31 protein-coding genes are annotated in these 26,118 nt (G+C 68.7%); 15 read left to right on the top strand and 16 right to left on the bottom strand.

Annotated elements, in window-relative coordinates:
• Positions 1 to 147: 147 nt before the first annotated feature.
• Together O4G76_RS18180 and O4G76_RS18175 are read left to right on the top strand one after the other, a co-directional pair.
• Complete coding sequence (locus tag O4G76_RS18180; protein WP_085897703.1) at positions 148 to 1,035, top strand: branched-chain amino acid ABC transporter permease; 888 nt, start codon at positions 148 to 150, stop codon at positions 1,033 to 1,035.
• Complete coding sequence (locus O4G76_RS18175) at positions 1,035 to 2,015, top strand: branched-chain amino acid ABC transporter permease (protein WP_106535125.1); 981 nt, start codon at positions 1,035 to 1,037, stop codon at positions 2,013 to 2,015. Before O4G76_RS18180 ends, O4G76_RS18175 begins: the two co-directional genes overlap by 1 nt.
• Before the next feature lie 102 nt (positions 2,016 to 2,117).
• Here the strand turns inward: O4G76_RS18175 and O4G76_RS18170 are convergent, their stop codons facing one another.
• Positions 2,118 to 3,371: an Hsp70 family protein gene (locus O4G76_RS18170; protein ID WP_269398655.1), complete on the bottom strand. Its 1,254-nt coding sequence runs from the start codon at positions 3,369 to 3,371 to the stop codon at positions 2,118 to 2,120.
• 91 nt (positions 3,372 to 3,462) lie between these two features.
• Complete coding sequence (gene fliI, locus O4G76_RS18165; RefSeq protein ID WP_269398654.1) at positions 3,463 to 4,857, bottom strand: flagellar protein export ATPase FliI; 1,395 nt, start codon at positions 4,855 to 4,857, stop codon at positions 3,463 to 3,465.
• 79 nt (positions 4,858 to 4,936) lie between these two features.
• Between fliI and flgB the strand changes: the two genes are divergently transcribed.
• From flgB to flhB, 8 genes are read left to right on the top strand one after another with little or no spacing between them, the layout of a single operon-like run.
• A complete protein-coding gene (gene flgB / locus O4G76_RS18160) occupies positions 4,937 to 5,317 on the top strand; it encodes a flagellar basal body rod protein FlgB (protein WP_269398653.1) in 381 nt (126 codons plus the stop codon).
• Between the two features lie 17 nt (positions 5,318 to 5,334).
• Positions 5,335 to 5,745: a flagellar basal body rod protein FlgC gene (gene flgC, locus O4G76_RS18155; protein ID WP_269398652.1), complete on the top strand. Its 411-nt coding sequence runs from the start codon at positions 5,335 to 5,337 to the stop codon at positions 5,743 to 5,745.
• Positions 5,746 to 5,754: 9 nt separating this feature from the next.
• Entirely contained in the window at positions 5,755 to 6,078 is a 324-nt protein-coding gene (locus tag O4G76_RS18150) for a flagellar hook-basal body complex protein FliE (protein WP_269398651.1), read from the top strand.
• A 40-nt stretch (positions 6,079 to 6,118) separates the two neighbouring features.
• Positions 6,119 to 6,388 carry a flagellar biosynthetic protein FliQ gene (locus tag O4G76_RS18145; protein ID WP_085897708.1) on the top strand — a complete coding sequence of 90 codons (270 nt, stop codon included), beginning with the start codon at positions 6,119 to 6,121 and terminating at the stop codon, positions 6,386 to 6,388.
• Positions 6,385 to 7,206 (top strand): lytic transglycosylase domain-containing protein, encoded by an 822-nt coding sequence (locus tag O4G76_RS18140; RefSeq protein ID WP_269398650.1) that lies wholly within the window; start codon positions 6,385 to 6,387, stop codon positions 7,204 to 7,206. Before O4G76_RS18145 ends, O4G76_RS18140 begins: the two co-directional genes overlap by 4 nt.
• Before the next feature lie 7 nt (positions 7,207 to 7,213).
• On the top strand, positions 7,214 to 9,313 hold the full coding sequence (gene flhA, locus O4G76_RS18135; protein WP_269398649.1) for a flagellar biosynthesis protein FlhA: 2,100 nt from the start codon (positions 7,214 to 7,216) through the stop codon (positions 9,311 to 9,313).
• A gap of 3 nt (positions 9,314 to 9,316) precedes the next feature.
• A complete protein-coding gene (locus tag O4G76_RS18130) occupies positions 9,317 to 10,072 on the top strand; it encodes a flagellar biosynthetic protein FliR (protein WP_085897710.1) in 756 nt (251 codons plus the stop codon).
• Between the two features lie 9 nt (positions 10,073 to 10,081).
• Positions 10,082 to 11,203, top strand: a complete 1,122-nt coding sequence (flhB, locus tag O4G76_RS18125; RefSeq protein ID WP_269398648.1) for a flagellar biosynthesis protein FlhB — start codon at positions 10,082 to 10,084, stop codon at positions 11,201 to 11,203.
• A gap of 29 nt (positions 11,204 to 11,232) precedes the next feature.
• On the opposite strand, the gene O4G76_RS18120 is transcribed toward flhB, so the two are convergent.
• Genes O4G76_RS18120 through fliL form a run of 4 tightly spaced genes read right to left on the bottom strand, consistent with a single transcriptional unit; the run spans position 11,233 to position 13,795 of the window.
• Positions 11,233 to 11,901: a MotE family protein gene (locus O4G76_RS18120; RefSeq protein WP_269398647.1), complete on the bottom strand. Its 669-nt coding sequence runs from the start codon at positions 11,899 to 11,901 to the stop codon at positions 11,233 to 11,235.
• The gene (locus O4G76_RS18115) at positions 11,898 to 12,281 is read right to left on the bottom strand and encodes a hypothetical protein (protein WP_085897713.1); all 384 of its coding nucleotides are present in this window, start codon (positions 12,279 to 12,281) and stop codon (positions 11,898 to 11,900) included. Before O4G76_RS18115 ends, O4G76_RS18120 begins: the two co-directional genes overlap by 4 nt.
• Positions 12,265 to 13,218, bottom strand: a complete 954-nt coding sequence (locus tag O4G76_RS18110; RefSeq protein WP_269398646.1) for a flagellar motor switch protein FliM — start codon at positions 13,216 to 13,218, stop codon at positions 12,265 to 12,267. The genes O4G76_RS18115 and O4G76_RS18110 overlap by 17 nt, the downstream gene beginning before the upstream one ends.
• Before the next feature lie 13 nt (positions 13,219 to 13,231).
• Positions 13,232 to 13,795 (bottom strand): flagellar basal body-associated protein FliL, encoded by a 564-nt coding sequence (gene fliL, locus O4G76_RS18105; RefSeq protein WP_269398645.1) that lies wholly within the window; start codon positions 13,793 to 13,795, stop codon positions 13,232 to 13,234.
• Between the two features lie 141 nt (positions 13,796 to 13,936).
• Here fliL and fliF point away from each other — a divergent pair, with 141 nt between their 5' ends.
• From fliF to O4G76_RS18080, 5 genes are read left to right on the top strand one after another with little or no spacing between them, the layout of a single operon-like run.
• Positions 13,937 to 15,655 carry a flagellar basal-body MS-ring/collar protein FliF gene (gene fliF, locus O4G76_RS18100; RefSeq protein WP_269398644.1) on the top strand — a complete coding sequence of 573 codons (1,719 nt, stop codon included), beginning with the start codon at positions 13,937 to 13,939 and terminating at the stop codon, positions 15,653 to 15,655.
• 1 nt (position 15,656) lies between these two features.
• Entirely contained in the window at positions 15,657 to 16,307 is a 651-nt protein-coding gene (locus O4G76_RS18095; RefSeq protein ID WP_269398643.1) for a FliH/SctL family protein, read from the top strand.
• On the top strand, positions 16,304 to 16,663 hold the full coding sequence (locus O4G76_RS18090; protein ID WP_269398642.1) for a FliM/FliN family flagellar motor switch protein: 360 nt from the start codon (positions 16,304 to 16,306) through the stop codon (positions 16,661 to 16,663). The genes O4G76_RS18095 and O4G76_RS18090 overlap by 4 nt, the downstream gene beginning before the upstream one ends.
• A gap of 8 nt (positions 16,664 to 16,671) precedes the next feature.
• Positions 16,672 to 17,478 carry a flagellar type III secretion system pore protein FliP gene (gene fliP / locus O4G76_RS18085; RefSeq protein ID WP_269398641.1) on the top strand — a complete coding sequence of 269 codons (807 nt, stop codon included), beginning with the start codon at positions 16,672 to 16,674 and terminating at the stop codon, positions 17,476 to 17,478.
• An 11-nt stretch (positions 17,479 to 17,489) separates the two neighbouring features.
• Positions 17,490 to 18,563 (top strand): flagellar motor switch protein FliG, encoded by a 1,074-nt coding sequence (locus O4G76_RS18080; protein ID WP_269398640.1) that lies wholly within the window; start codon positions 17,490 to 17,492, stop codon positions 18,561 to 18,563.
• A gap of 72 nt (positions 18,564 to 18,635) precedes the next feature.
• Here the strand turns inward: O4G76_RS18080 and O4G76_RS18075 are convergent, their stop codons facing one another.
• The 10 genes from O4G76_RS18075 to O4G76_RS18030 form a co-directional block, all read right to left on the bottom strand.
• On the bottom strand, positions 18,636 to 19,460 hold the full coding sequence (locus O4G76_RS18075; protein ID WP_269398639.1) for a DUF1217 domain-containing protein: 825 nt from the start codon (positions 19,458 to 19,460) through the stop codon (positions 18,636 to 18,638).
• On the bottom strand, positions 19,457 to 19,885 hold the full coding sequence (locus O4G76_RS18070) for a flagellar biosynthesis repressor FlbT (protein WP_269398638.1): 429 nt from the start codon (positions 19,883 to 19,885) through the stop codon (positions 19,457 to 19,459). The genes O4G76_RS18075 and O4G76_RS18070 overlap by 4 nt, the downstream gene beginning before the upstream one ends.
• A gap of 1 nt (position 19,886) precedes the next feature.
• Positions 19,887 to 20,291 carry a flagellar biosynthesis regulator FlaF gene (locus O4G76_RS18065; RefSeq protein ID WP_269398637.1) on the bottom strand — a complete coding sequence of 135 codons (405 nt, stop codon included), beginning with the start codon at positions 20,289 to 20,291 and terminating at the stop codon, positions 19,887 to 19,889.
• A gap of 173 nt (positions 20,292 to 20,464) precedes the next feature.
• The gene (locus tag O4G76_RS18060; RefSeq protein ID WP_269398636.1) at positions 20,465 to 21,412 is read right to left on the bottom strand and encodes a flagellin; all 948 of its coding nucleotides are present in this window, start codon (positions 21,410 to 21,412) and stop codon (positions 20,465 to 20,467) included.
• 107 nt (positions 21,413 to 21,519) lie between these two features.
• The gene (locus O4G76_RS18055; RefSeq protein WP_269398635.1) at positions 21,520 to 21,939 is read right to left on the bottom strand and encodes a hypothetical protein; all 420 of its coding nucleotides are present in this window, start codon (positions 21,937 to 21,939) and stop codon (positions 21,520 to 21,522) included.
• Positions 21,936 to 22,250 carry a rod-binding protein gene (locus O4G76_RS18050; RefSeq protein ID WP_269398634.1) on the bottom strand — a complete coding sequence of 105 codons (315 nt, stop codon included), beginning with the start codon at positions 22,248 to 22,250 and terminating at the stop codon, positions 21,936 to 21,938. Before O4G76_RS18050 ends, O4G76_RS18055 begins: the two co-directional genes overlap by 4 nt.
• Positions 22,250 to 23,365: a flagellar basal body P-ring protein FlgI gene (locus O4G76_RS18045; protein ID WP_269398633.1), complete on the bottom strand. Its 1,116-nt coding sequence runs from the start codon at positions 23,363 to 23,365 to the stop codon at positions 22,250 to 22,252. The genes O4G76_RS18050 and O4G76_RS18045 overlap by 1 nt, the downstream gene beginning before the upstream one ends.
• A 131-nt stretch (positions 23,366 to 23,496) precedes the next feature.
• Positions 23,497 to 24,558 (bottom strand): flagellin, encoded by a 1,062-nt coding sequence (locus tag O4G76_RS18040; protein ID WP_269398632.1) that lies wholly within the window; start codon positions 24,556 to 24,558, stop codon positions 23,497 to 23,499.
• A 12-nt stretch (positions 24,559 to 24,570) separates the two neighbouring features.
• Complete coding sequence (flgK, locus tag O4G76_RS18035) at positions 24,571 to 25,986, bottom strand: flagellar hook-associated protein FlgK (protein ID WP_269398631.1); 1,416 nt, start codon at positions 25,984 to 25,986, stop codon at positions 24,571 to 24,573.
• 55 nt (positions 25,987 to 26,041) lie between these two features.
• A partial coding sequence (locus tag O4G76_RS18030; protein WP_269396389.1) for a flagellar basal body rod C-terminal domain-containing protein occupies positions 26,042 to 26,118 on the bottom strand: 77 nt, incomplete at its 5' end.

The following is a 26,118-nucleotide window of genomic DNA, read 5'->3' as shown; positions in this document are numbered from 1 at the left end:
CCCCCCCCCCCCCCCCCCCCCCCCCCCCCCCCCCCGCCCCCCCCCCCCCCCCCCCCCCCCCCCCCCCCCCCCCCCCCGCCCGCCCCCCCGCCCCCCCCCCCCCCCCCGCCTCCGCCCCAAGGGGCCACTCAAAACAACGGGACAGGCATGTTCGAACTCCTAGGCATACCGCCGCAGGTTCTGATGGGGCAGCTCCTGCTCGGGCTGATCAACGGGTCGTTCTACGCGGTCCTGTCGCTCGGCCTCGCGGTGATCTTCGGCCTCCTCAACATCATCAATTTCAGCCATGGCGCGCAGTACATGCTCGGCGCCTTCGTCGCGTGGATGCTGCTCGAATATCTCGGCATCAACTACTGGTGGGCGCTGCTCCTCGCCCCGGTGATCGTCGGCGCGACCGGCATCGTGCTGGAGAAGCTGGCGCTCCGGCGGCTCTACCACCTCGACCATCTCTACGGCCTGCTGCTGACCTTCGGCGTGGCACTGATCATCCAGGGGCTGTTTCGCAACTACTACGGCATCTCCGGCCTGCCCTACCAGATCCCGTCGCAGCTCTCCGGCGGCCAGAATCTCGGCTTCATGTTCCTGCCCAACTATCGCGGCTGGGTCGTGGTGGCCTCGGTCGTGGTCTGCTTCGGCACCTGGTTCGTGATCGAGAAGACCCGGCTCGGCGCCTATCTGCGCGCAGCGACCGAGAACCCGACCCTCGTCGGCGCCTTCGGCATCAACGTGCCCCTGATGATCATGCTGACCTACGGCTTCGGCGTGGCGCTGGCGGGCTTTGCCGGCGTGCTCGCGGCGCCGATCTACTCGGTCAACCCGAACATGGGCGCCGACCTGATCATCGTCGTCTTCGCGGTGGTGGTGATCGGCGGCATGGGCTCGATCATGGGCGCCATCGTCACCGGCTTCGGCCTCGGCATCGTCGAGGGTCTCACCAAGGTGTTCTACCCGGCGGGCTCCGCCGTGGTGATCTTCGTGATCATGGCCATCGTGCTGATGATCAAGCCCGAGGGCCTGTTCGGGAGGAACAACTGATGAGCGTGAGCGATATCCAGGCCCCGGTGAACGAGCGCCGCCCCGCCACAGCCGGCATGCCGATGCTGCACAAGGCGATCTTCGCGGTGCTCTTCGTGCTGCTCGCCATCCTGCCGATGCTGGTCTACCCGGTCTTCGCGATGAAGGTGATGTGCTTCGCGCTCTTCGCGGCGGCCTTCAACCTGCTCTTGGGCTTCGGCGGGCTCCTATCCTTCGGCCATGCCGCCTATTTCGGCGGGGCCTCCTACGTCGCGGCGCATGCCTCCAAGGTCTGGGGCTGGACGCCCGAGGCGTCGATCCTCGTCGGTACGCTGGCGGCGGGCCTGCTGGGCCTCGCGATCGGCGCGCTGGCGATCCGCCGGCAGGGCATCTACTTCGCCATGGTGACGCTGGCCTTCGCGCAGATGGTCTATTTCTTCGCGCTGCAGGCCGATTTCACCGGCGGCGAGGACGGGATCCAGTCGGTGCCGCGCGGCGAGCTGTTCGGCCTGTTCTCGGTCAACAGCAACGAGGCGCTCTACTACCTCGTGCTCGCCATCACCTTCGGCGGCATCCTGTTCCTCTACCGCATCGTTCACTCGCCCTTCGGGCAGGTGCTCAAGGCGATCCGCGAGAACGAGCCGCGCGCGATCTCGCTGGGCTACCGGGTCAACCGCTACAAGCTTATGGTCTTCGTGCTCTCGGCCAGCTTCGCCGGGCTCGCCGGCGCGACCAAGAGCCAGGTGTTCCAGCTTGCCTCGCTCACCGACGTGCATTGGTCGATGTCGGGCGAGGTGGTGCTGATGACGCTGCTGGGCGGCGTCGGCACGGTGTTCGGGCCGATCCTCGGTGCGACCATCGTGGTGACGATGCAGAACTACCTCGCCTCGATGGGGGCATGGGTCACGGTGATCCAGGGCGTGATCTTCGTGCTCGGCGTGCTGCTGTTCCGCGAAGGCATCATCGGCGTGCTGTCGAAGTGGCTCAAGCGGCCGCTCTGAGAAACCGGTACGGGAATGGCAAAGGCCCGGGCGGATCGCCCGGGCCTTTTTCGTGGCGCCGGTGGACAGATCGTCATTGCGTATTTCGGGAACAAAGTTGCCTCAGGCGAAGCGCCGACCGGCCTCCAAGGCAAGACCGGTGCCGACCGAGCCCAGCATGTCCCCCGTGGCGATCCGCGCCTCGGGGAGATGCGCGGCCACCAGCGACCGCAGTACCGGCAGCCGCGAGGAACCGCCGGTCATGAACACCGTTCCGATCGCCTGCGGCCCGACGCCGGCCTGTGACAGTACCGCACCGATCCGCTCGCCGATCCGGCGCAGCGGCATGGCGATCGCCTCCTCGAAACCCGCGCGCGTCACCACCGGGTTCGGGCCGCCCACGAGCGGCTTCAACTCCAGCCGCGCGGCCTCGGCCTCCGACAGGTCGAGCTTCACCCCCTCGACCGCCATGGCGAGCGCATGGCCGCGCCGATCCTCGACCGCCCGGACCATCCGGTCCACGAGTTCGGGCGCATCCGCCTCCCGCGACAGCGCCTTTAGATCCGACAGGGCCCGCGCCGCGTAGAGGCGGTTGATGCGATGCCACGTGGCGAAATCCACGTAGTAGTGGCGCGGCATGTCGCCCTTGCCGCCGCGGATCGGGCTGCCGAGGCCGAGATGCGGCATCGCGCTCGCGAGGCTCAGCAGCCGGTCGAGATCGGTACCGCCGACGCGGATGCCGTCATTGCCGAGGATGTCATCCGCGCGGTCCGGCCGTTCCATGCGGTCGGGGCCGACGCGCACCACCGAGAAGTCCGAAGTGCCGCCGCCGATATCGACGATGAGGACCAGTTCCTCCTGTGCGATGCCGCTTTCGTAATCCAGCGCCGCGGCGATCGGCTCGTATTGGAAACCGACCTCGGAGAAGCCCGCGCCGCGCGCGATTTCCTCCAGCGCGTCCTGCGCCGCGCGGTCGCCCGCCGCGTCGTCGTCGACGAAATGCACGGGCCGGCCCAGCACCGCCCGCTCCACCCCCGGCGCGACCGCGTCGAGCCGGGCGCGCAGGTGCCCGAAGTAGCGGCCGAGGATCTCGACGAAGCTCACCGAGCGGCGGCCGATCGCGGTGCGCTCGGTGATGAGCGATGAGCCCAGCGTGCTCTTGAGACCGCGCAGCAGCCGCCCCTCCTCGCCCGCCACATAGGCCGAGATCGCGGCACGGCCGAAGATCGGCGCCGGGTCGTCCACCTCCCAGAACACGGCGCTGGGCAGCGTCACCTCGTCGCCCTCGAGCGCGATCAGCCGCGCGTCGCGCGCGGCGCCGAGCCCCATGGTGGAGTTGGAGGTGCCGAAATCGATGCCGCAGGCCACGGGGGTCATGAGAATGTCTCCGCCTTGATCGGCCCGCCGGGCCCTTGTCGAGCGGACCCGTCTAGCGACAAGCCGTGCCCGGCGAAAGCCCCGAGAGGGCTCAGCCCGCCTGTCCGACCCGGCGCAAGGGCGCCGGCGGTTGCGGGGCCTTCGGCAGCGCCACGTTGATCCCGGCCTCGCTCAGCATGCGGTAGATCTCGGCAAAGCTCTCATCGGCCACCATCGCCTCGCCCTTGCGCTGGCTCAGGAAGCCGTCGGCCGGGCCAGCGAAGCGGATCGCGGCGTCGACCTCCTCGTCGGAGCCCTGCTTGTAGGCGCCGATCCGGATCAGCTCCTCCATGTCGGCATGGCGCGCGAGGCTGCGCCGCGCCGCCTGCAGCACCGCGTATTCCGCCGCCGAATGGCAGCCCGGCAGCATCCGCGAGATGCTCTTCTGGATGTTCACGGCCGGGAACCGCCCCTGCTCGGCGATGGACCGGTCGAGCACGACGTGGCCGTCGAGCACGCCGCGCACCGCGTCGGCCACCGGCTCGTTCATGTCGTCGCCATCGACCAGCACAGTGTAGAGCCCGGTGATGTCGCCCTGCCCCTCCGCGCCGGGACCCGAACGCTCCAGGAGCTGCGGCAGCTCGGCGAAGACCGTGGGCGGGTAGCCCTTCGCGGTGGGCGGCTCGCCCGCCGCCAGCCCGATCTCGCGCTGCGCCATGGCGAAGCGGGTGACGCTGTCCAAGAGCAGCAGCACTTGCAGCCCCTGGTCGCGGAAATGCTCGGCCACCGCCGTCGCGGTCCAGGCCGCCTGGCGGCGCATCAGGGGCGGCTCGTCGCCGGTCGAGACCACCATGACGGAGCGCGCCATGCCCTCGGGGCCGAGATCCTCCTGGATGAAATCCTGCACCTCGCGGCCGCGCTCGCCGACGAGACCCACCACGATCACGTCGGCCTGCGCGCCGCGGGCCAGCATCGCCATCAGGGTCGATTTGCCGACACCCGAGCCCGCGAAGACGCCCATGCGCTGGCCCCGGCACAGCGGCACGAAGACATCGAGCGTCTTGATGCCGGTGTCGAGCCGCGCCCCGACGCGGCGCCGCGCGAAAGCCGCCGGAGGACCGGCCCGCACCTGCCGCGCCGCCTCGCCCTCCATCAGCGGGCCGCGCCCGTCGAGCGGTTCGCCCAGCGCGTTGACCACGCGGCCGATCCACGAGGCGTCGGGCCGCAGCAGGTCGCCGCGCGGGCTGTGTTCCACCCGGTCACCGACCACGACGCCGGCCCATGAGCCGAAGGGCAGCAGATGCGTGCCGCGCGCGTCGATGCCGACGACCTCGCCCAGCACCGGGCCGCGGGCCCCATGCACCGTGCAGCGCCCGCCGATCCCGACCGCGCGTTCCAGCCCGCTCACCGTGAGCGACAGGCCCAGCACCGCGCGCACCTCGCCGGTGATGCGCGCCTCCGGAGCGTTGCGCAGTTGCGACGTCAGTTCCGAAAATGCGGTCTGCATGAAAATCACTCCGGTAGTCATGCCGATTTATACATGCTATCCATGATCGACCCGAAAGGAAACGCAAATGCTCGATGGAATGTCCTTCTTTGCTCTTGCCTCGAAACGCCTCGACTGGCTCGCGGCGCGGCAAAAGGTGGTTTCCGAAAACATCGCCAACGCCAACACCCCGGGCTTTCGAGCCAAGGAAGTGTCGGGTTTCGAGGCGCTGCTGGCCGGCCGGCAGGCAGGTATCGCCACCACCGATCCGCGCCACATCACCTCTTCGGGCGGCCGCCACGAGACGACCCGGGTGATCGACGACCCGGTCGCCTGGGAACGTTCGATCGACGGCAACTCGGTGGTGCTGGAGCAGCAGACGGTAAAGGCCTCGGAGATCAGCGAAAGCTACCGCCTCGCCACCCAGCTCTATCGCAAGGGCCACGAGCTGCTCACCATGTCCGCCACCGGCCTGCGCTGACCCTTTAGGAGACCGTCATGGACCCGCTTTCCTCGATCAGCGCCATCGCCGCCAGCGGCATGCGGGCGCAGGGCGAACGGCTCAAGGTCGTCGCCGAGAACGTCGCCAACGCGGATTCGACCGGCAGCACGCCCGGCGCCGACCCGTATCGCCGCAAGACGCTGGCCTTCGAAGAACTGGTCGATCGCGCGATCGGCGCCTCGATGGTCAAGGTCGAACAGATCGGCCGCGACGACAGCCCCTTCGCGCGGGTGCACGATCCCGCGCATCCGGCCGCCGACGACAAGGGCATGGTCAAGATGCCCAACGTCAACCCGATCCTCGAAATGAGCAACATGCGCGAGGCGTCGCGCAGCTACGAGGCGAACATGAACATGTTCGAAGCCGGGCGCGACATGCGCAACCAGATGATCGACCTCCTGCGATAGGGCTGACCGATGACCGAATTCTCCTCGATCCTTTCCACCACGAATATTCGCGGCGCCTACCGCTCCTCGCAGGAACTGACTTCAAGCCCGGCCGCCGTCGAGGCGCCGGCCAAGGGCGAGAGCTTTGCCGACGTCCTGAGCGAGGCCGCCTCGACGGCGGTGAAGAACGTGCGGGAATCCGAGGCCGTGGCGCAGAAGGGCCTGACCGGCGAGGTCGGCGCGCAGCGCGTGGTCGAGGCAACGCTCGAGCTCGAGAGCACCGTGAAGGTCATGATCTCGATGCGCGACAAGGTGGTCGAGGCCTATCAGGAAGTGCTGCGGATGCCGATCTGATCGCGGCACCGGACAGACCACGCGCGCGGGGGCACCGGCGATGACCGAGAGCGATACATACGACATCCTGTCGGAGACGATCCTCGCGGTGCTGATCGGCTCGGGGCCGATCCTGGCGTTGGCGCTGGGGGTCGGCCTCGCCATCGCCTTCTTCCAAGCGCTGACCCAGATCCAGGAAATGACGCTGACCTTCGTGCCGAAGATCGCGGCGATCTTCCTCGGCCTCCTCGCCGCCACCCCCTTCATCTACACGACGCTGACCAAGCTGTCGGACCGGGTCTTCGACCTGATCGCGAGCGGTGGCGCGTGAGGCGTCTCGGGCTCGCCATCGCGCTCGTCGCGGCCCTGATGCCGCGGCCCGGTCTTGCCGGCTGGGGCGATTTCTACCGCGGCAGCGACGCGCTGCGCGAGGGCTCGACCGCGGGGGCCGCGCCGCGCGGCGCGCCCCTCGAGCACGGCGTCTGCGTCGCCGAGATCCTGCGCGCGCAGCTGCGCCACCGGATCCCCGGCAACCTGCTGCTGGCCATCGGCATCCAGGAGGCCGGGGTGACCCGTGGCGGCCAGCTGACGATCTGGCCATGGGCGGTGAACGCCGCCGGCGAAGGCCGCCTGTTCGACAATCGCGAGGCGGCGCTGGGCTGGATCTCCGCGCGCCGCGCCGCCGGGGTCGAGAGCATCGATGTCGGCTGCATGCAGATCAACCTGCGCTGGCATCCGAAGGCCTTCGACGGCGTCGCCGAGGGCTTCGATCCGGCGCGCAACGTCGAATACGCGGCGCGCTTCCTGCGCGGGCTCTACGAGGAGTTCGGCGACTGGACCGCCGCCGCCGGGGCCTATCATTCGCGCACGCCCGAGGCGCAGCAGATCTATCTCGCGTCGCTGCGCCGCAATATCGAGATCGCCAACGAACGCATCTCCGGCTTCCGCGATCTCGCCGCCCCGGGTCAGGGACACGGCGGCAGCGCCGCCGCCCGCCCGACCGCCGCCCCGCAAAGCGCAGGCGCCATCGCGCAGCCGGGCCGACGCGGCTGGTCCGCGGGCAACACGGGCGGCGGCGGTGCCCGCTTCGGGATCTACAGCAACGCACCGCTGCGGCCGATGATCGGCCAAGACCGGCCATCCTCGTGAGGCACGCATGAGCAGCAATCCCACCGGCGCCAAGCCGCCCTCCCGCATGCTGGCCCTCGGCCTCGCCAACCGCGACGTGGGCTTCGCGCTCGGCGTCACGGCGGTGCTGGCGGTGCTGTTCGTGCCGCTGCCCTCGGTGCTGCTCGATCTGGGGCTCGCGATCTCGCTGGCGCTCTCGGCGCTGATCCTGATGGTCGCGCTGTGGATCCCGAAGCCACTGGAGTTCAACAGCTTCCCGACGCTTCTGCTGGTGGTCACCATGCTGCGGCTGTCGCTCAACGTCGCCTCCACCCGGCTGATCCTGAGCCAGGGCCATACCGGGCCGGGCGCTGCTGGCGGGGTGATCGAGGGCTTCTCGCGATTCATCGTCGCGGGCAGCTTCGTGATCGGCATCGTGATCTTCGCGATCCTCGTTGTGATCAACTTCATCGTCATCTCCAAGGGCTCGACCCGGATCGCCGAGGTCGCGGCGCGCTTCTCGCTCGACGCGATGCCGGGCAAGCAGATGGCGATCGACGCCGATCTGGGCGCGGGGCTGATCGACGAGGCGCAGGCCAAGACGAGGCGCAAGGAACTCGAGGACGAGAGCGGGTTCTTCGGGGCGATGGACGGCGCCTCGAAATTCGTGCGCGGCGACGCGGTGGCGGGGCTGATCATCACCATGATCAACATCGTCGGCGGCATCCTGATCGGCGTGGTCCAGCACGGGCTGCCGATCGGCGAGGCCGCCAATGTCTATACCACCCTGACCATCGGCGACGGGCTGGTGAGCCAGATCCCGGCGCTCATCGTTTCGCTCGCCGCCGGCCTCATCGTCACCAAGGGCGGCACCGAGGGAGCGGCCAACGAGGCGGTGCTGGGCCAGCTCGGCAAGTTCCCCAAGGCGCTCTACATGGCCGCGGGGCTCTTGTGCGGCATCGGCCTGCTGCCGGGCTTTCCGCTGCCGGTCTTCGTGATCCTCGCGGCGATGATGGCGGGTCTGGGCTACGTCATGGACCGCGAGACCAAGGCACGGGTGCTGCGCGAGGCGGCCAAGGCGATCGAGGGCGAAGAGGCCGAGGCCAAGACCCCCGAGGATGACGTGCAGGAGACGCTGAAGCTCGACGATCTGCGGCTCGATCTGGGCGGCGCGCTGGTGCCGCTGATCAACCGGCCCGACGCCGCCCTGCCCGGCAAGATCAAGAGCCTGCGCCATCTCTTCGCGCGCGAGTTCGGCTTCGTGCTGCCCTCGGTGCGGATCAAGGACGACCCGGCGCTGGCCTCGGACAGCTACGCGATCACCGTGCAGGGCGTGGCCGCCGCCACCGCGCAGATCCGTGCCACCGGAATGATGGTGATCAACCCCGCCGAGGCCGCGATCGAGTTGCCCGGTCCGCGCACCAAGGACCCGACCTTCGGGCTCGAGGTGGTCTGGGTCGACCAGGCCCTGGCCGATCAGGCCGAGGCGGCGGGCTGCACCGTGGTGGACCCCGAAAGCGTCATCACCACGCATCTGACCGAGGTGATCAAGCAGCACATGCCCGAGCTGCTGACCTATGGCGCGGTGCAGCAGCTGATCGAGGGCTTGCCCCGCCCCTACCAGAAGCTCGCGGGCGAGATTTCCGGCACCAGCCCGACGATCCTCGTGCAGCACGTGCTGCAGGCGCTGCTGCTGGAGCGGATCTCGATCCGCAACCTGCCGCTGATCGTCGAGGCGATCGCCGAGGCCGGGCGCACCACCTCCTCGGTGACGCTGATCACCGAGCATGTGCGCCGCCGCCTGTCGAACCAGATCTGCCACGCGCTGACCGACGCGCAGGGCTTCGTGCCGGTGATCACCATGTCCTCGGCCTGGGAGACCGAGTTCAACGGCGCGGTGCGGATGAACGGCGAGGAGCGCAATTTCCTGATGTCGCCGCAGCGGGTGCAGGAATTCGTGCTCGAGGCGCGCAAGGAGATCCAGCGCTTCGCGCAGGCCGACGAATGGCCGGCGCTGATGGTCAGCCCCGAGGTGCGCGGCTTCGTGCGCTCGATGCTGGAGCGGGTGAGCCCGATGACGCAGGTGATTTCCCACAACGAAGTGCATCGCAAGGCGGCGCTGCGCACCGTCGCCACCATCGGCGGCTGAGGCTTGGATCTCGGCGAACTCCTCGTCGCGCAGGCCCTCGCCGCCGGTCTGGTCTTTGCCCGGCTGGGCACGGCGCTGATGTTCCTGCCGGGCTTCGGCGAACAGTCGATCCCGGCCCGGCACCGGCTGCTCTTTGCCCTCGCGCTGAGCGTGTCGCTGTCGCCGCTGGCGCCGATCGAAGGGGCGGCACAGGCCGCTCCCGTGGCGCTTCTGGCGATCTTCGCCACCGAGATCACGATCGGGCTGTGGATCGGTACCACCGCGCGGATCCTGTTTTCGGCGCTCTCGTTCGCGGGCTACCAGCTCGGCATGGTGGCGGGCCTGTCGAACGCCTTCGCGCCGAGCCAGGGCAGCTTCGAGGGCTCGACCCTGCTGTCGGGGCTGCTGCTGATGGCCGGGGTGGTGCTGATCTTCGTCACCGAATTGCACCACGTCATGATCACCGCGCTGATCGACAGCTACGTGCTGTTCCCGCCGGGGCGGCTGATGCTGGGCGACCTCGCGCAGCAGACGGTGCGCGCGGTGGCGCGCAGCTTCTATCTCGGCGTGTCGCTCGCGGCGCCGTTCTACGTGCTGTCGCTGGTGCTCAATCTCGGCATGGGTCTCGCCAACCGGGTGATGCCGAGCCTGCCGGTGTTCTTCGTGGCGGCGCCGCTGCTGATCGCCGGCGGGCTCGCGGGCCTCGTCTTCGCCGGTCCCCCCATGCTATCGGCGATGATGCAGGCCCTCGCCGACTGGCTCACGGGCTTCAGCTTCTAAGGGGGCGCGATGTCGGAGGAAGACAAGAGCAGCAAGACCGAGGAGCCGACGGAGCAGAAGCTGCGCAAGGCGCGGCAGAAGGGCGACGTCCCCTCCTCCAAGGAAACCGGCAACATGATGAGCGCCTTCTCCCTGCTCGTCCTGTCGCTCTACGTGCTGCCGGAGCTGCTGCCGCGTCTCGCGGGGGACCTGTCGGGGCTTCTGGCCTCGGCGGGCGGCATGGAGATCGGCGTCGGCTCGGCCGGGCTGCGCGACGTCAGCGGCGTGGCGCAGCACCTCGTCGGCGCGGTGGCGGGCACGCTGGCACCGGTGGTGCTCGTCATGGTGCTGGCGGCGCTGTTCGGCGTGCTGATCCAGGGCCAGACCGTGGTGGCGCTGGAGCGGATCAAGCCCAAGCTGTCGAAGCTCAACCCGCTTTCGGGCTTCAAGCGGCTGTTCTCGGCCGACGCTTTCGTCGAGTTCGGCAAGAACATCCTCAAGGTCGCCGTGGTGGCGATCATCGCGGGCCTCGCGGTCAAGAGCTCGGTGATGGGCATCTGGGAGGCGCCGGGCTTCGCCCCCGAGACGCTGCTGCCGCATGCGCGCGGCGCGATCGTGCGGATGCTGGTGGGGGCGACCGCCTTCCTGGCCGTGGTGGCGCTGATCGACATCATCTGGAAGCGGATGGACTACATCCGCAAGCAGCGGATGAGCCTCAAGGAGATCCGCGACGAGCACAAGGACAGCGAGGGCGATCCGCACATCAAGGGCAAGCGCGCCCAGATCCGCCGCAAGCGAGCGCAGCAGCGCATCGCCATCGCCGTACCGAAGGCGACCGTGGTGCTGACCAACCCGACCCATTACGCGGTGGCGCTGCGATACACGCCCGGGGTCGACCCGGCGCCGGTCTGCGTCGCCAAGGGCACCGACCTGATCGCGGCGCAGATCCGCCGGATCGCGCGCGAGAACGAGGTGACCGTGGTCGAGAACCGCCCCCTTGCCCGGGCCCTGCACGAGGTGGTCGAGGTGGACGAGGCGATCCCGACAGAGCACTGGCAGGCGGTGGCCGAGATCATCGGCTACATCATGGACCTGCGCCGCAAGATCCGCCGCGCCCCGCCGGAGGGGTCGCGGCTGCGCGAAGAGGACTGAAGCGAGGAACCCCGCGCGCCGCCCCCGGACTATTGCAGCCGGATGCCGTTAAGCCGCTGGTCGCCGGGCAGCTTGGAGCGCTCGAGGATGATCATCGAGATCGCCTGCGCGCGCACCACGTTCATCGCGGCCAGGATCGGCGCGGCGTCGCGCTCGGGCATCGCGCCGAGCACGGTCACCGCCACCTCGATGTCGAGATCGTTCATGATCGTCGCCGCCTCGCGCGGCTTCATGTTCACGTAGAGCGCCACCAGACGCTCTACATCGGCCTGCCGCGCCTCGTCGATCTTGGTCAGCAGCCCTTCCAGCTCGCCGCGCAGCTCCTCGAGCCGCGCCGTCTCGATCGCCAGCGTCTCCTCGGCCAGCGCGATCTCGGAAGCGCGGTCGTTCAGCGCCGCGCGCTGCTCGTCGAGCAGGCCGCGCTCGGTGGCGATGGCCGAGAGCACCTCCTCGGGGGCGGCGCAGCTTTGCGGGATCACGGTCTCGGCCGGGGCCGGCGCCGGTTCCGGCGCGGGCTCGGGGGCCGGGTCACCGGCGGCGGCGTTGGCCGCGCTGACGAAGAGGCCGGGCCGCGATGGCTGCGGCGCCGCGCCGGGTCCGGCATTCGTGCCGACGCCGCCGATCAGCAGCGACGCCTTGGCGACGCCCGCGAGCGCCAGCGCGCCGACCACCATCTGGAACGGGCGCGGCGTGATCATTGATCGCGCTCGCGCACGCTGTCGAAGAAGCCCTGCACCAGCTCGGTCTTGCCGGTGACGCGGGTGACGCCCGCCGCCTGCGCGCGGGCGCGCGCGGCCCGCGCCGCCTTGTCGCCGGACCGCGCCGGAATTTTCTCGCGGCTGGCGGAAAGCGGTGCCTTGGCCGGGCGGGCCTCGGCCTCGCCCAGATCGCGCGCGGCGCCCGCGAGGTCGCGCACCGTTTCCTCGGAGCGGTCGACCGCCGCCGAATAGGCGGTGATCATCGGCTGCAGCTCGCGCAGCGTCTCCATCAGCAGGCGCACCCGGCGATCCACCATGATCGCATAGCACAGCACGCCGGCCAGCATCAGCAGGATCACAGCGTCAATCAGCATCGCCATCGTCGCGCTCCTTCTCGTCCGCAAGCTCCTGGGTGACGCGCAGCGCCACCGAGCCGTTCTTGCGACGGCCCATCGCGGCGCGGAACAGCGCCAGACCGTTGCACGATACGGTGGCCTCGTGATCCATGTCGATGCCGAGGTCAATGATGTCGCCCGGTTTCCAGTCCAGAACCTCGCGCAGTCCGAGCCGCACCTCGTGCAGCATCGCCGTCACCCGCGCCTCGGAGCCCTCGATCGAGCGGCTCAGCGCCTCGCGCCAACCGCTCTCGACGCCGAGGTCGCCGCCCGGAAAACTCTGTGACAGCAATGGCCGCACCGTCTGCAGCGTCGTGTCGGGAATGACGATGTGAAAGACGCCGCCGCGCCCCTCGAGGCTGACCTGCAACGCGATCCGCACCGCCGGGGCGATCGGCGGCGCCAGCACCGCGTTCGACGGGCGGCTTTCGAGGTGATCGTGCCGGAACTTCACCGGGCCCACCGGCTCGAAGGCGGCCTCGAGATCCGCCAGCACCAGCTCGGCCAGCTTCTGGCCGAATCGCTTTTCGATGGCGGTGAAGCTGCGCGGCGTCCATGGGCGCCCGTCGCCGCTGCGGCCACCCAGCATGATCTCAAGGGTCGAGAACAACAGCTCCGGCGACAACGCGACCGCGAGCCGCCCGTCCCAGGGCTCGGCCCGCGCCACCGCGGTCAGGGCCGGCGCGGCGATCCCGTCGAGCGCATCGGCGCAGGGCATGTATTCGAAGGAGAGCAGCGTCACCTCGGCAGGCATCGCCGCAAAGGTCTTGAAGGCCCCGCCCAGGCCGAGGGCGTAGCGCTCGAAGATCGCCTCCAGCAAAGGCAGCCGCTCGTAGCTGAGCGAAGCCATCTGGATGATCTGCTCCTCGATGCTGCCCTGGGTCAGGCCGCCTTCGGGCTCACGCAGCGTGCGCTGGCTCATGCGATCTCCCCTTTCACTGGACGATCATGTCCGAGACGAGGATCTCGCGCGGCGCCTCGCCACCCGAGACCGCGCGGGCCCGGCGCAGCAGTTCGGACTTCAGCTCCGACAATCCGAGGCTGCCGCGCAGGTCGCGCTCGTCCAGCGTGCGCAGGTAGTCCTGAAAGCTGTCGCGCATGTAGATCTGCCGTTCCGGTAGCCGCGCCGCGTCCGGCGCGGTCGAATCGTAGATCAGCGCGAGATCGAGCTTGAGGAAACGGCTGGTCTGGCGGCCCGAGGCGGTGGTGGCGGTGATGTTGACGATGATCTCCTCGAAAGGCAGCGCCATATGCGCCGGATCGGCGGCCAGCGCCGCGCGCATCTCCTCGGCCGCGGGCTCCGCCGGCTCGGAGACCGGCTCGGTCTCGGCCGCATCGCCGCCCAAACCGGCCAGTTCGAGGATTCGTGCCGGGCCGACCGCCGCGATCAATCCGCCGCCCAAGGCGATCACGGAGAGAAACACGAGCAATATCAGGCGCAGCCGACCGGGCCGCGCGCCGCTTGCCTTGCCGGCCATCTTGGCATTCGCTTCGGACATGTTGGTTCCCGCGATTGTCGGAACATGGACAATATGTGGTTTTCGGACCCAACAGGCAAGAACTTATCCATGACTATACTTGTTCCATGGAATGTTTTGAGGATAGTTTCGACACAAAGACCCGTATCGGCGAGGCTTTGCGTGCAATCCATCATCGACAACCTCGCGGCCCTCGGACGGCCCCGGCTCATCGCCTTGGGCGCAACCGGCCTCGGTCTGGTGCTGGCGCTGCTGGTCGGGCTGAACCTCGTGCTGGCCCCGAACTTCGCGCCGCTCTACTCGGATCTGTCGCTCGCCACCGCCGGCCGGGTGGTTTCGGCGCTGGAGCAGGACGGCTTCGACGTGGAACTGTCGGGCGGCGGCACCATCGTCTCGGTGCCCCAGGACGACGTGGCCCGGGCCCGCATGGCGCTGGCCGAGCAGGGCCTGCCCGGCGAGGGCGGCGCCGGCTGGGAGATCTTCGACCAGTCCTCGGGCCTCGGCATGAACAGCTTCATGCAGCAGGTGAGCCGGCTGCGCGCGCTCGAAGGGGAACTCGCCCGTTCGATCCAGACCATCGACGGCATCGACGCGGCCCGCGTGCATCTCGTGCTGCCCGAGCGCGAGGCCTTCTCGCGCACCCGGCCCGAGCCCTCGGCCTCGGTGATCGTGCGCGGCCGCGCCACCTCCTCGATTTCGCGCCGTCAGGGTCTCGCGATCCGGGCGCTGGTGGCCTCGGCCGTGCCCGATCTCGCCGCCTCGCGCGTCACCGTGCTCTCGGCCAGCGGCGAGACGATCCTGTCGGAAGAGACCGAGGGCGACGCCGGCGTGCAGGCGGCGGGGGCCTCGATGCAGGAGCGGCTGCAGCGGTCGATCACCGAGATGCTGACCGCCCGCGTCGGCGCCGGCAACGCCCGTGTGCAGGTCAATGTCGACCTCTCGACCGAGCGCCAGGTGATCCGCGAGCAGAGCTTCAACCCCGATCAGCAGGTGGTGCGCTCGACCGAGACCCGCCAGGAGGAGAACCAGGACCGCGAGGGCACGCAGCAAGAGGTCGGCGTCGGCAACAACCTGCCCCCCGAACTGGGCGGCGACGTGAATGGCGAGCAGTCCGCCTCGACCTCGACCCGCACCGACGAGATCGTCAATTACGAAATCGGCTCGACCCAGAGCGAGACGGTGCGCGAGCCCGGATCGGTGGAGCGGATCTCGGTCGCGGTGCTGGTCAACGGCATCTACAACGTCGCCGCGAACGGCGAGACGGTCTACGAGGAGCGCAGCCCCGAAGAGTTGGAGCGGCTCGCGGCGCTGGTGCGCTCGGCGGTGGGCTATGACGAGGCGCGCGGCGATCTGGTCTCGGTCGATAGCCTGCGCTTCATGGATTACTCGATGGATGTCGGCGCCCCGATCGGTCTGACGATGGGCCAGACCATCGCCCAGAATTTCGGCGCGATCCTGCGCGGCACCTTCGCCCTGGCGCTGGTCGCGGCGGTGCTGGCCTTCGGGCTGCGGCCGATGCTGCGCCGCGTGCTGCCCGAGGTGGCGCCGGGCCTGGCGCTCGCCGGGGCCGATGGCGCGGGCCAGCTCGGCTACGAGGGCGGCCCGGCCGGGGCCGGCGCCCCGCGCCTGCCCGGTACTGCGGCGGCACCAGGCTCGGAACTCGGCCAGCCTGGGATGATGGGCGCGACGGGACCGGGACAGCAGGCCGTGCTGCCCTACGAGCAGCAGATCGCGACCTGGGAGGGCGACGAGATGGTGTCGCTCGCCTCGGTCGAGGGCAAGATCGGCAAGCGCCGCCTCATCTCGGTCGGCGAGATGGTCGAGAACGAGCCCGAGGCCTCGTTGAAGGTGGTTCAGGGCTGGCTGGCCGAGGAGGCCTGAGATGTCGATCTTCGAACGGGATTTCGACCACGAGATTGCGCAGGAACGCCAGCTGGCGCGGCGCGAGGCGCAGGCGCGCCATACCGATGACGAGCTGCTCGCCGCCGTCGCCGCCGCCCGCGACGAGGCGCTGGCGCAGGGCCGCGCCGAGGGCCGCGCCGAGGCCGAGGCCGAGGCGCGCGCCGCCGAAGACGTGGCCCGCTCGGCGGCGCTGGAACGGATCGACGGGCGGCTTGGCGAGATCATGGCGCAGGAGGCACGGCACCGCGCCGCGCTCGAGGCGCAGCTGCTCGACTATGCCGCGACCACCGCCGCGACCGTCCTGCCCGAGATCCTCGAGGTCCATGCCCATCGCCGCGCCCTGGCGCAGATCCGCCGCGGGCTGAGACTCGGGCTCGGCGCGGCGCGGCTGGACATCGCCCTGCCCCCGGGCTCGCAAGACTTGCAACGCGAGGTCGAGGCGCTGATCGCCGATCGGAACCTCGGCGCGCGCGCCCATGTCACCATTGATCCCGAACTCGTTCCCGGCGACGCCCGCGTCTTCTGGGAGGGCGGCAATCTCGACTACAGCTTCGCGCAAATCTGCGACGCGATCCTGAGCACATTGCGGGCCAGCGCCCGCCCCCACCCCCAAGCGGAGGACCGCACGTGACGGAGACCCCCAGCAAGACCACCGGCGCCGAGTTCCCCGAGATCGAGGACGATGCCGCCGCGCTGTTCGACGACGCACCCGAGGCCCAGGCCGCGAAGGGCGGGCGCAACATCGAGGCGATGCTCAATGTCGGTCTCGACGTGCAGATCGTGCTGGGCCATGCCCGGCTGCCGATCGCGCAGCTCCTGAAATTCGGGCGCGGCTCGGTGATCGAGCTCGACAAGCGGATCGGCGAACCGGTCGAGGTGGTGATCAACGACCGCCTCGTGGCGCGCGGCGACCTCGTGAAGCTCGGCGATGCGCGGATCGGCGTCTCGCTGACCGAGATCGTCAAGGACTACGTTTCGGGCGACTGAACACGGCAATGAACCGCAGCCTCCTCCTTCTCGCCACCGGCGCCTTCGCGCTCGCGGCCTGGCCCGCGATGGCGCAGGACGGGGCGGGCGTGCTCGACGCGCTGGGCGACGTGTTCTCAGACGCGGCGCCGGGCTCCGACGAGCGCGCCTCGCTCTCGGGGCGGATCATCCAGCTGGTGGCGCTGATGACGGTGCTGTCGATCGCGCCGGGGCTGCTGATGATCATGACCAGCTTCACCCGCTTCGTGATCGTGTTCTCGATCCTGCGCTCGGCGCTGGGTCTGAACCAGACGCCGCCCAACATGGTGCTGTCCTCGATGGCGCTGTTCATGACCTTCTTCGTCATGCAGCCGGTGTTCGAGGATGCCTGGGAGGGCGGGTTGCAGCCGCTGATGAACAACGCGATCACCGAGGAGCAGGCGATCGCGCGGATCGGCGACCCGTTCCGCGCCTTCATGTTCGCCAACACCCGGCCGCGCGACATCGAGCTGTTCCAGGGGCTGGCCGCGCGCGCCGACGGGGCCGAGCCCGAGCCGCTGCCCGAGACCGCCGAGGCGGCGTCGTGGCGCTCGCTGATCCCGGCCTTCATGATCTCGGAGCTGCGCCGCGCCTTCTCGATCGGCTTCCTGATCTACCTGCCCTTCGTGGCGATCGACCTGATCGTCGCCTCGGTGCTGATGAGCGCCGGCATGATGATGCTGCCGCCCGTGTTGATCTCCTTGCCGTTCAAGGTGATCTTCTTCGTGCTGATCGACGGCTGGTACATGCTGGCGGGCAGCCTGATGGACAGCTACGTGCCACTGGCCGGAGGATGAGGATGAACGCGATGACCCCCGCGCCCGCGCGCGACGAGCCCAGCCCGGTCCGCGCCGCGGCGACGCCCCCCACCCCGCCGCTGCGTCGGCTGCGCGGTGCCGAGAAGGCGGCGATCCTGTTTCTCTGCCTCGGCGAGGAGCGCGGCTCGGAGCTGATGCGCAAGCTCGCGCCCGAGGACATCGCCAAGATCACCCGCGCCGTGGCGCGGCTCGGCGTGGTGCAGGCCGAGCTGGTCGAGCGGGTGCTGGCCGAGTTCTCCGAGGGCGTCGATACCGGCGGCGGCGTGGTCGGCTCGCTGGCCACCGCCGAGGCGATGCTGCGCGCCTTCCTGCCCGAGGAGCAGGTCGAGGCGATCCTCAACGACATCCGCGGCCCGATGAAGGAGCGCGACCTCTGGACCCGCTTCTCGGCGATGAACGAGAGCGTCATCGCCACCTATCTGCGCGGCGAGCACGAGCAGACCGCCGCGGCGATCCTGTCCAATGTCGACACCGAGGTCGCCGCCAAGGTGCTGCCGCTCCTGGGCGAGGAGATGATGCGCGAAGTGGTCGAGCGGATGATCCGGATGGAGGCGGTGCCGCCCAAGATGATGGCGCAGATCGAGGAGACGCTGCAGACCGACATGCTCTCGGCCGGCGGCCAGTCGAGCGGCGTCGAGATGGAACAGCGCATGGCGGATCTGTTCAACAAGCTCGACCGCGACGTGTTCGAAGGGCTGCAGCAGGCGATCGACGCCCGCAAGCCCGGCGCGCTCGACGGCATCATGGCCAAGATGTTCACCTTCGAGGACCTGATCCGGCTCGACGCGCAAAGCCTCGCGCGGGTGATGCGCGGCCTGACCGGCAACACGCTGCCGCTCGCGCTGCGCGGCGCCTCCAAGGAGATGCGCGAGCATTTCCTCGACGCGCTGACCGCGCGGGCGCGCGACATGCTGCTCGACGAGATGAACACGATGGGCCCGGTCCGTGGCCGCGACGCCCGCGCGGCGCAGACGATGATCGTCGACTACACCCGCCAGCTTGCCGAAGAGGGCACGATCGAGCTGCCGAGCGCGGCCGACGAGGAAGAGGACATCCTCGAATGACGACGCGGGGCCGGAGCTGTCGCTCCGGCCCTGCCGGTTCCCGTCCGATGGCCGTGTTTCGGCGCGCCCGGCCTAGTAGGTCGAGCGCGGCATCGAGGTGATGATCGAGATGTCGAGGGTGATCGGCGTGAACTGCCCCCCCGCCCCGGCGCTGACGGCGGCGTTCATCAGCGCCAGCGCCGCGTTGGTCGAGCTGTTGACGCCGGACTTCGTGTCAGAGATCGCGACATAGGTCCGCTCGAGCTTCGCGAGCTCGTCCGGATCCTTGAGCTTGGTGAGATCGAACTTCGCCTTGAACAGCTCGACCTGCTTGTCGATGTCCAGACCCGCGACGCTTGCAGGCACCCCGAGCGAGGTGCGCATGAACTCCGTCAGGTCGGAATCCTTGAGCACGTCGTACCAGTTCTTGATGCTACCCGCCTTGCGGCGGAACTCCAGCACGGTGCCGACCGTCTCGTTCTGGTCGGCCTGGGCATTCTCGAAATGCTGCTCGACGTATTTGTTGACGATCGTCTTGCGCCAGAAACTGGAGTTGGTCAGCGTGTTCCGGGTTCCCTCGTCCTTGAAGCCGAGGTTCTTGTAGAGGTCCTGAAACCGCGGGTCGGTCAGGCGATTGACAAGTGAGCTGGAGTCCTCGGAGTCGCTCTTGAGCAGCTTCTTGATCATCGCCTTGCCGAAGATCTGGTCCTCCAGATCGAAGGCCTTCATCACGAAGACATAGAGCTCCCGGTCCTCCATCAGCTGGTCGACCGTCTTGATGTCGCCGATGCGCTCCTCGAACGCCCCGATGGCGCGGCTGTGCTCGGCGCTGCTGCGGATCATCTCGAGCTGGCGGTCGCGCGTGGCGTCCACCAGCTGCAGGCCCATCCGGGCGTTGAGGCCCGAAAGCGAGATCATTCGGCGGCCATGGACGCGGAGGCCTGCGTGCCCGACGAGATGTGGTCGAACAGCTTCGCCTCGTGTTCGAGGACCGGGCGCAGCGCGCGCATCGCCTTGTAGTAGTCGCCAACGCTGACGTAGTTGGCCGCCTCGAAGATATGGCCGAGGCTCGGATGGCCGAAGGTGGTGGCGAGGTTCGCCATCTCCCGCTGGATGATCGGCACCAGGTCGTCGCGCAGCTTGGAATGGATCAGCGCGTTCTGCACGAGGTAGTAGACCCGGGTGACCGGCGTCACCGGCGCGTCCTCGTCGAGCAGGTCATGCCCGCGCACCACGTCGGCATGGCTCTCGATCGTGAGCACGTGGCGGCGCGACGAGTTGCGCATCATGCAGCCGTTGACGACGATCCGCTCGTCGGGGCGGAGGGTGAGCTTGAGCGCCATGTCAGGCCACCTCCGCCGGGGCCGGGGTCTGGCCGCCAAGGCCTGCCACGATCGAGCGGTTGATCTCGACGAGCGCGCCGACGCCGGCGTTGCCGCCGATCACGGCGCTGGTCTGGCGGTCGACGAAGATCGCCAGCGAGATCAGCCCGGCGCGCAGCTCGGCCGGCAGCGCGTTGCCGGGCTGGGCCAGGTCGAATTGCAGCTCGGACCAGAATTTCTGATTGGTCACCAGATCGTCGCGCAGCCCGTCGGACAGGAGCGCGCTGCGCTCGCGGGCGCTCTCGGCCCGGTCGAAGGCAGAGGCACGGGTGGCGAGCTGGCCGGTGACGCGGCTCAGCACACGGCGCTCGATCTGGCGGGGGGTTTCGCTTTCGCGGATGGTGGTCTTGTAGGCGGCGATGCTCATGCGTTCTGCTCTCGCTCAGGGCCCTGCTCTTCTGGCGGGGACGGTGGAGGCGGACGCGGACACAACCCGAGGATCGCGCAGACGCGTCAGCCGGTCGAAAACTGTCGGGGGGGATATCGGGCGCTGGCCCGGTTGGGGTGCGGCCCGCCCCGGAGGGCGGGCCGCGAAGTGCCTTAGCGGAACAGGCTCAGGATGTTCTGCGGCGCCTGGTTGGCGATCGAGAGCGACTGCGACGCCAGCTGCTGCTGGACCTGCAGTGCTTGCAGACGGGCCGCTTCCTCTTCCATGTTCGCATCGACCATCGCGCCGACGCCGGCGTCGAGGTTGTCGGAGAGCTTGGTCAGGAACTCCTGCTGACGCTCGATCGACTTCTCCGACTGACCCAGCGAGGTAGCCGCGTCGACGGTCGCCTTAGTCGCGGTGTCGGCGCTGCTCAGAACTGCCGAGAGGTAGGCCTCGCCAGTCGCCGATCCGGCCTTCGCGGCGAAACCATCGGCGATCGCCCGGAACATTTCCTTCTGAGCGTTCAGATCCACCGGCGTAACCGAGATGGTCGTCGTGGTCAGGGCACCAGCGGAGTCGCGGCTGATGCCGGTGACGATCGTACGCGCACCCCCTGCCGCACTCGCGCCAGTTTCAGCGGTATAGGTCCCGTCCGCAGCGAAAGCGCTGTCTGCACTCGCGTCCGTAGTACCGTCCGCCTGTTTGCCGGCAGCGTTGACCAGGTCATCGCCGTTGAAGGTCGACTGCGAGAGGATTGCCGACATATCGGCGACGAGGCGCGTCAGGTCGGACTCGATCTCGTCGAGACCACCCTTGTTCTCTTGGGCAAAGGCGACCTTGTCGCGGAATTCCGTCGCCAGGTCCGAGAACTGCTCGGCGCCGAGACGCGCGGTCGCGACCGAGTTCTTGGTCAGGGTCAGGCTTTCATTGACGGCCTTGGTCATGCCGCTGTCGCCCTTCATCGTCTCGGAGATCGCGAAGTAGGCGGCATTGTCCTTGCCCGACGACACTTTCAGACCGGTCGAGATGCGGTCCTGGGTGCTGTTCAGGTTGGAGTTGATGTTCCGCAGGGTCGAGAGGGCGGACATCGCGGAGTTGTTGGTGAGGATCGAAGACATTGTAGTTCTCCAGCATTCTAACTGTTCGATCGTCTTTCTGACGAAGTCGGCATGACCGCCGCGGTATGACTATGGTTAAACCCATGAATTGGGGCGCGTTTGTGACGCTATACGGTCTTATCCATGGGCGCGCGGGAAAGCGTGTCCTTTGTGCTACGGTTGCCGTTCGCGCCATAGAGGCCGCCCAGCCCGTGCCGGTCGCGCAGGCGCTCCAGATCGCGCGCGACGGCGCCGGTGGTGGCGCGCATCCGTTCCAGCATCGCTGCATCCCGCGCGATGAGATCCGCCAGCGTGTCGAGCCGCTCGCGCAGCCCCTGCGCCGCATCGTCCCCGGCCGCGAGACCGGCCTCGATTTCGGGGCGTGCCGATTCGATTCGCGCGGCCAGTTTTGATTTGCGCTCGAGCCGCGCGGTCACGCCGGCGAGGTCGCCCGCGCGGATCTCGGCGATCTCCGCCTCGAGCAGCGCCACGAGTTCCGCGATCTCGGCATCGAGGCCGCTCGGCTGCGATTCGGTTTCCTGCGTCATGCTGTCCCCTGCCCCGTCCGGGTGCCGTCGGTGTCTCCATAGGCACCGATCGCACGCGCCACGCTGGTGGCGATTCCCGTGCTGTCCTGATCGGCGATCTGCTCGGCGTAGGCGCGCGCCAGGAAGCTGCGCCAGGTCTCCTCGGCATGGCCGCCGCCGAAGGCGCCGATGTCGACGCTCTTGAGCATCTCGTCCACGGTCTGCGCGAGGAACATCTCCTCGAACTTCTTCGCGGTCTTCATCGTCTCGGGATCCGCCTCGCGGGTCTTGGCGAGCGGCTTGAGAGACAGCGCGGTGGGCATGATCTCCATCAGATGATCTCCAGATCGGCGTGAAGCGCGCCCGCGGCCTTGATCGCCTGCAGGATCGAAATGGTCTGGCTGGCGGTGACGCCGATGGCGTTGAGCCCGTCGACGAGGCGCTGCAGGCTGACATCGCCCTCGAGGATCGAGAACTGCGCCTCCTGCTCCTCGACCGTCACCTCGGTCTGCGGCACGATCACGGTGTTGCCGATCGAGATCGGCTCCGGCTGGCTCACCTCGATCTCTTCCTTGACGATCACCGTGAGGCCGCCCTGGCTCACCGCGACCTCGGCGATGCGCACCTCGGAGCCGATGACGATGGTGCCCGAGCGGGCGTCGATCACCACCTTGGCGATGGCGTCGGGCTGCACGCGGAGCCCCTCGATCTCGGCCAGCATGCCGGGGATGTCGACCTTGGCGGCCGAACGCACCTCGACGGTCCCCGAATCGAGCGTTCTGGCGATGCTGCCCATATGCGCGTTGATCGCCTGTTCGACCCGCTTGGCGGTGGTGAAATCCGGGGTGCGCAGCGCGATGCGGATCGAGTTCATCGCCGCGAGGTCGAAATCGATCTCGTTCTCGACCGTGGCGCCGTTCTCGATTCGCGCCACGGTGGGCACGCCCTCGACGATGCTGGCATTGGCGCCCTGCGCCGCATAGCCCGCCACCGCGATCGGCCCCTGGCTCACCGCATAGACCTCGCCATCGGCGCCGGTGAGCGGCGTCACGATCAGCGTGCCGCCGCGCAGGCTGGTGGCGTCGCCCAGCGACGAGACGACCACGTCGATGGTCGAGCCGCGCCGCGCGAAGGGCGGCAGCATCGCGGTGACCATGACCGCGGCGGTGTTCTGGGTGCGCATCTGCTCGTCGGTCAGGTTGCCGACGCCGAGCCGTTCCAGCATCCCTTCGATCGAGCGTTCGGTGAAGGGCGAGTTGCGCAGGGAATCACCGGTGCCGTTGAGACCGACCACGAGGCCGTAGCCCACGAGCTGGTTCTCGCGAACGCCCTCGAACTGGGCGATGTCCTTGATCCGCACATCCGCCGCCGATGGCGGTGCCGCGATCGCGCCCAGACCGAGCGCCAGCGCGAGGGCCGGCAAGAGACGCGGAAGATGTCCTGCCATGTGCGACGCTGCTCCCGGAGGCCTGAATTGCCCGGTCATCCTAGCCGGGCGCCGGGAAGGCCCACAAGAACAGTTCCGATCAATCCATGAACAGGTTGCAATTATGCAAACTGTTCATGGATCAACACGGGTTAGAGATAGTTGAGGAAGGACAGCTTAGAGAGCCGCGCCGTCACCGCATAGGTGGCCTCGAGCTGCGTCTGCAACTGGGTCAGCCGGGTCGCGGCCTCGTAGGGATCGACGCCTTCGAGGGCGTCGGTCTGGCTCCGGTAGAGATTGAGCCGCAGTTCCTGCGATTCACGCAGTTCTTCGACCCGGGAGGCCTGAGCCCCCATCCGGGTCTCGGCGGCGAGGAGATTCTCGGAACCCGCGCTGAGCGCCGCAAGGCCCTCGTCGAACCAGACTTGGCGCGCCTCGGGATCGGCGATGTCGGCGATGTCGGTCGCCGCCAGCATCGCCAGCCCCCGCAGGATTTCCGTCATACCCGGATCGTTGGCCTGAACCCCGTACTCGATCGTTTCATCCGCATCGATCCGCGCCGTGAGCCGGGCGGTCTCCGAGACCGGGCTACCATTGTAGAAGGTCTGCTCGAAATCACCGGGCGCGGTGCCGCCCGGGGTGAACACGGCGGCCATCTGGTTCGCGATCGCCGCCGCATCGGCGGCATCGACCGGCCCTGCCCCGTAGATCCCCGACACCACGTCGGATGGGGCGAGACCGCTGCGCGGGTTCGCCTGGTCCCAAGGCTGCAGCGTCAGGTTGCCGCTGTCAAGCCCCCCGAACAGCGCGCTGCCCTGCACGGTACGGTTGGCCTGGCCGATGATCTGCTCGATCGCGACGCGCGCCGCCGCTTGCAGCTCCTTGCCCTGGATCAGCCCGTTGGCACCGGTCTGCGCGGCCAGATCAAGCACGCCGCTCACCGTGCTGCGGATCTCGCCCAGTGCCTTGGTGCCGCTGTCGAGCCTGTAGGAGAGCAGCTCGTTCGAGAGGGCGAACCCCTCGAGCCGCTTGGTGTTGGAGCGCAGCGTCAACGCCTCGGCCGAGCGCGTGCCCAAGGAGCGATACACGTCCGCCTTGCGGTTCGTGCTCATCTCCGTGCCGGCATCGCCGAGCTTGCGGTCAAGTTCGCCGATCAGGCGGGTGCGGGTCAGCGTGCTTTGCAGGCTGCCGGATGTCCGGGTCATCGAAATCATCATCGGTCTCCTTTACCTGACGGCCGCAAGCAGCGTGTCCATCATCTCGCCCAGCGTCTTCATGACCGTGGCGTTGGCGGAATAGCTCTGCTCGATCAACATCAGCTGTTGCAGTTCCTCGTCGATGTTGACGCCCTGCACCGCCGAGCGCGCCGCCTCCGCGGCATCGCGTCCGGCCCCCAGGGCCTCCGCCTCGTCGCGCGCGGTGTTCCGCATCTGCTGGTGATCGGCGATCAGCCCGGCCGCGAAATCAGCGAGGGTCCGGTTCTGCCCCAGCCCCGCGGATTCGTCGAAGCTGGTCGTTCCGGCCAGCATGGTGACGTAGCCGTCGATGCGCCGCCCATCCGAGGCCGGGCCCTGCGCCACCGCGCCCACGCCGTCGCGCAGCCGCCATGCGCCGCCGCCCGCATCGGAGCGCACGGCATCGTTGACGGCGATGCGCGAGGCCAGCCCCGTCAGATCGGCCGCCGAATAGGCGTCCCCCCCATCGGTGAACAGGCCGGGCTGACCGGCGGCAAGGCTGTCATCCGCCGCCTCGAACCCCTGCACGAGGGCGCGCGCCATCTCGTCGAGCTGCAGCTGCATGCGCGGCAGGTCGCCCCCCAGAAGCCCCAGACGGCCCGCCAGCCGCCCCTCCTCGGAGCCCCGCGAACCGACGCTGCCCGGGGTCACGTCGACGCCGTCGATCGACAACCGATCGGTCTGTTCGTCGAATTTCAGCACGCGCACGGAATCGTTTTCGACCAGCGGCGCGCCACCGGTGGTGAAGATCGAGATCCGCCCGCCGGCGTCGAAGCTGGTGCGGATGTCGAGGATTTCGCTGAGACCGTCGAGCTTCGTCGACAGGTTGTCCTCGAGCGCGGCGCGGCGCTCGGTCGGGCCGTTCTCCCGGCTGATCTGGCGGTTGATCTCGGCGATGTCGGTCAGCGTTTCGTTGATCTGGCTCACATCGCTGCGGACCCCGGCGCGGGTGTCGGATTCGATAAGCGCGAGGCTGTCGGCGGCGCCGCGCAGCGTCGAGGCCATCGCGACCGCCGCCTTCACCGCGCTCTCCTGAAGCGCCGGCTGCGCCGGATCGGACGCCACCGCGTCGAGCGCGCTCTGGAAGGTCGCGAGCCGACCATGCAGCCCGGTGTCGGAATCGATCTCGCCCAGGACGACCGCGTGGCTCGCGAGGGCCGAGGCGACGACCTCGCGCCCGGCCACCCGCGAGATCTCCTGTCGATGCGCCTGTTCGAGGCGGGCATCGGCGGCGCGGGCATAGCCCGTCACCGCGACGCCGCCGCCGGGCAGGCTCGTCATGGGGGCGCTGCGCTTCGAATAGCCCGCGCGCGATGCGTTGGCGATGTTGCTGGAGGTCATTTCCGACCAGCTCTCCACGGCGGCAAGGCCGGTGCGGCTGGCGTTGAAGGCGGCGGTGATGCCCATTCTGCAATCCTTTAGAAAAAGAAGCGCGGCGCATTCTGCTGCCGCCTAGCGCGGCTCAGCGCTTGAGGTTGGTGGTTTCCTGCAGCATTTCGTCGACGGTGGTGACGATCTTGGCGTTGGAGGAATAGGCGC

Origin of the sequence: Limimaricola sp. G21655-S1 (genome assembly GCF_027213785.1) — a bacterium.
In the GTDB taxonomy this organism is placed as follows: Bacteria; Pseudomonadota; Alphaproteobacteria; order Rhodobacterales; family Rhodobacteraceae; genus Limimaricola.
This window is presented reverse-complemented; position numbering and strand designations above follow the sequence as displayed.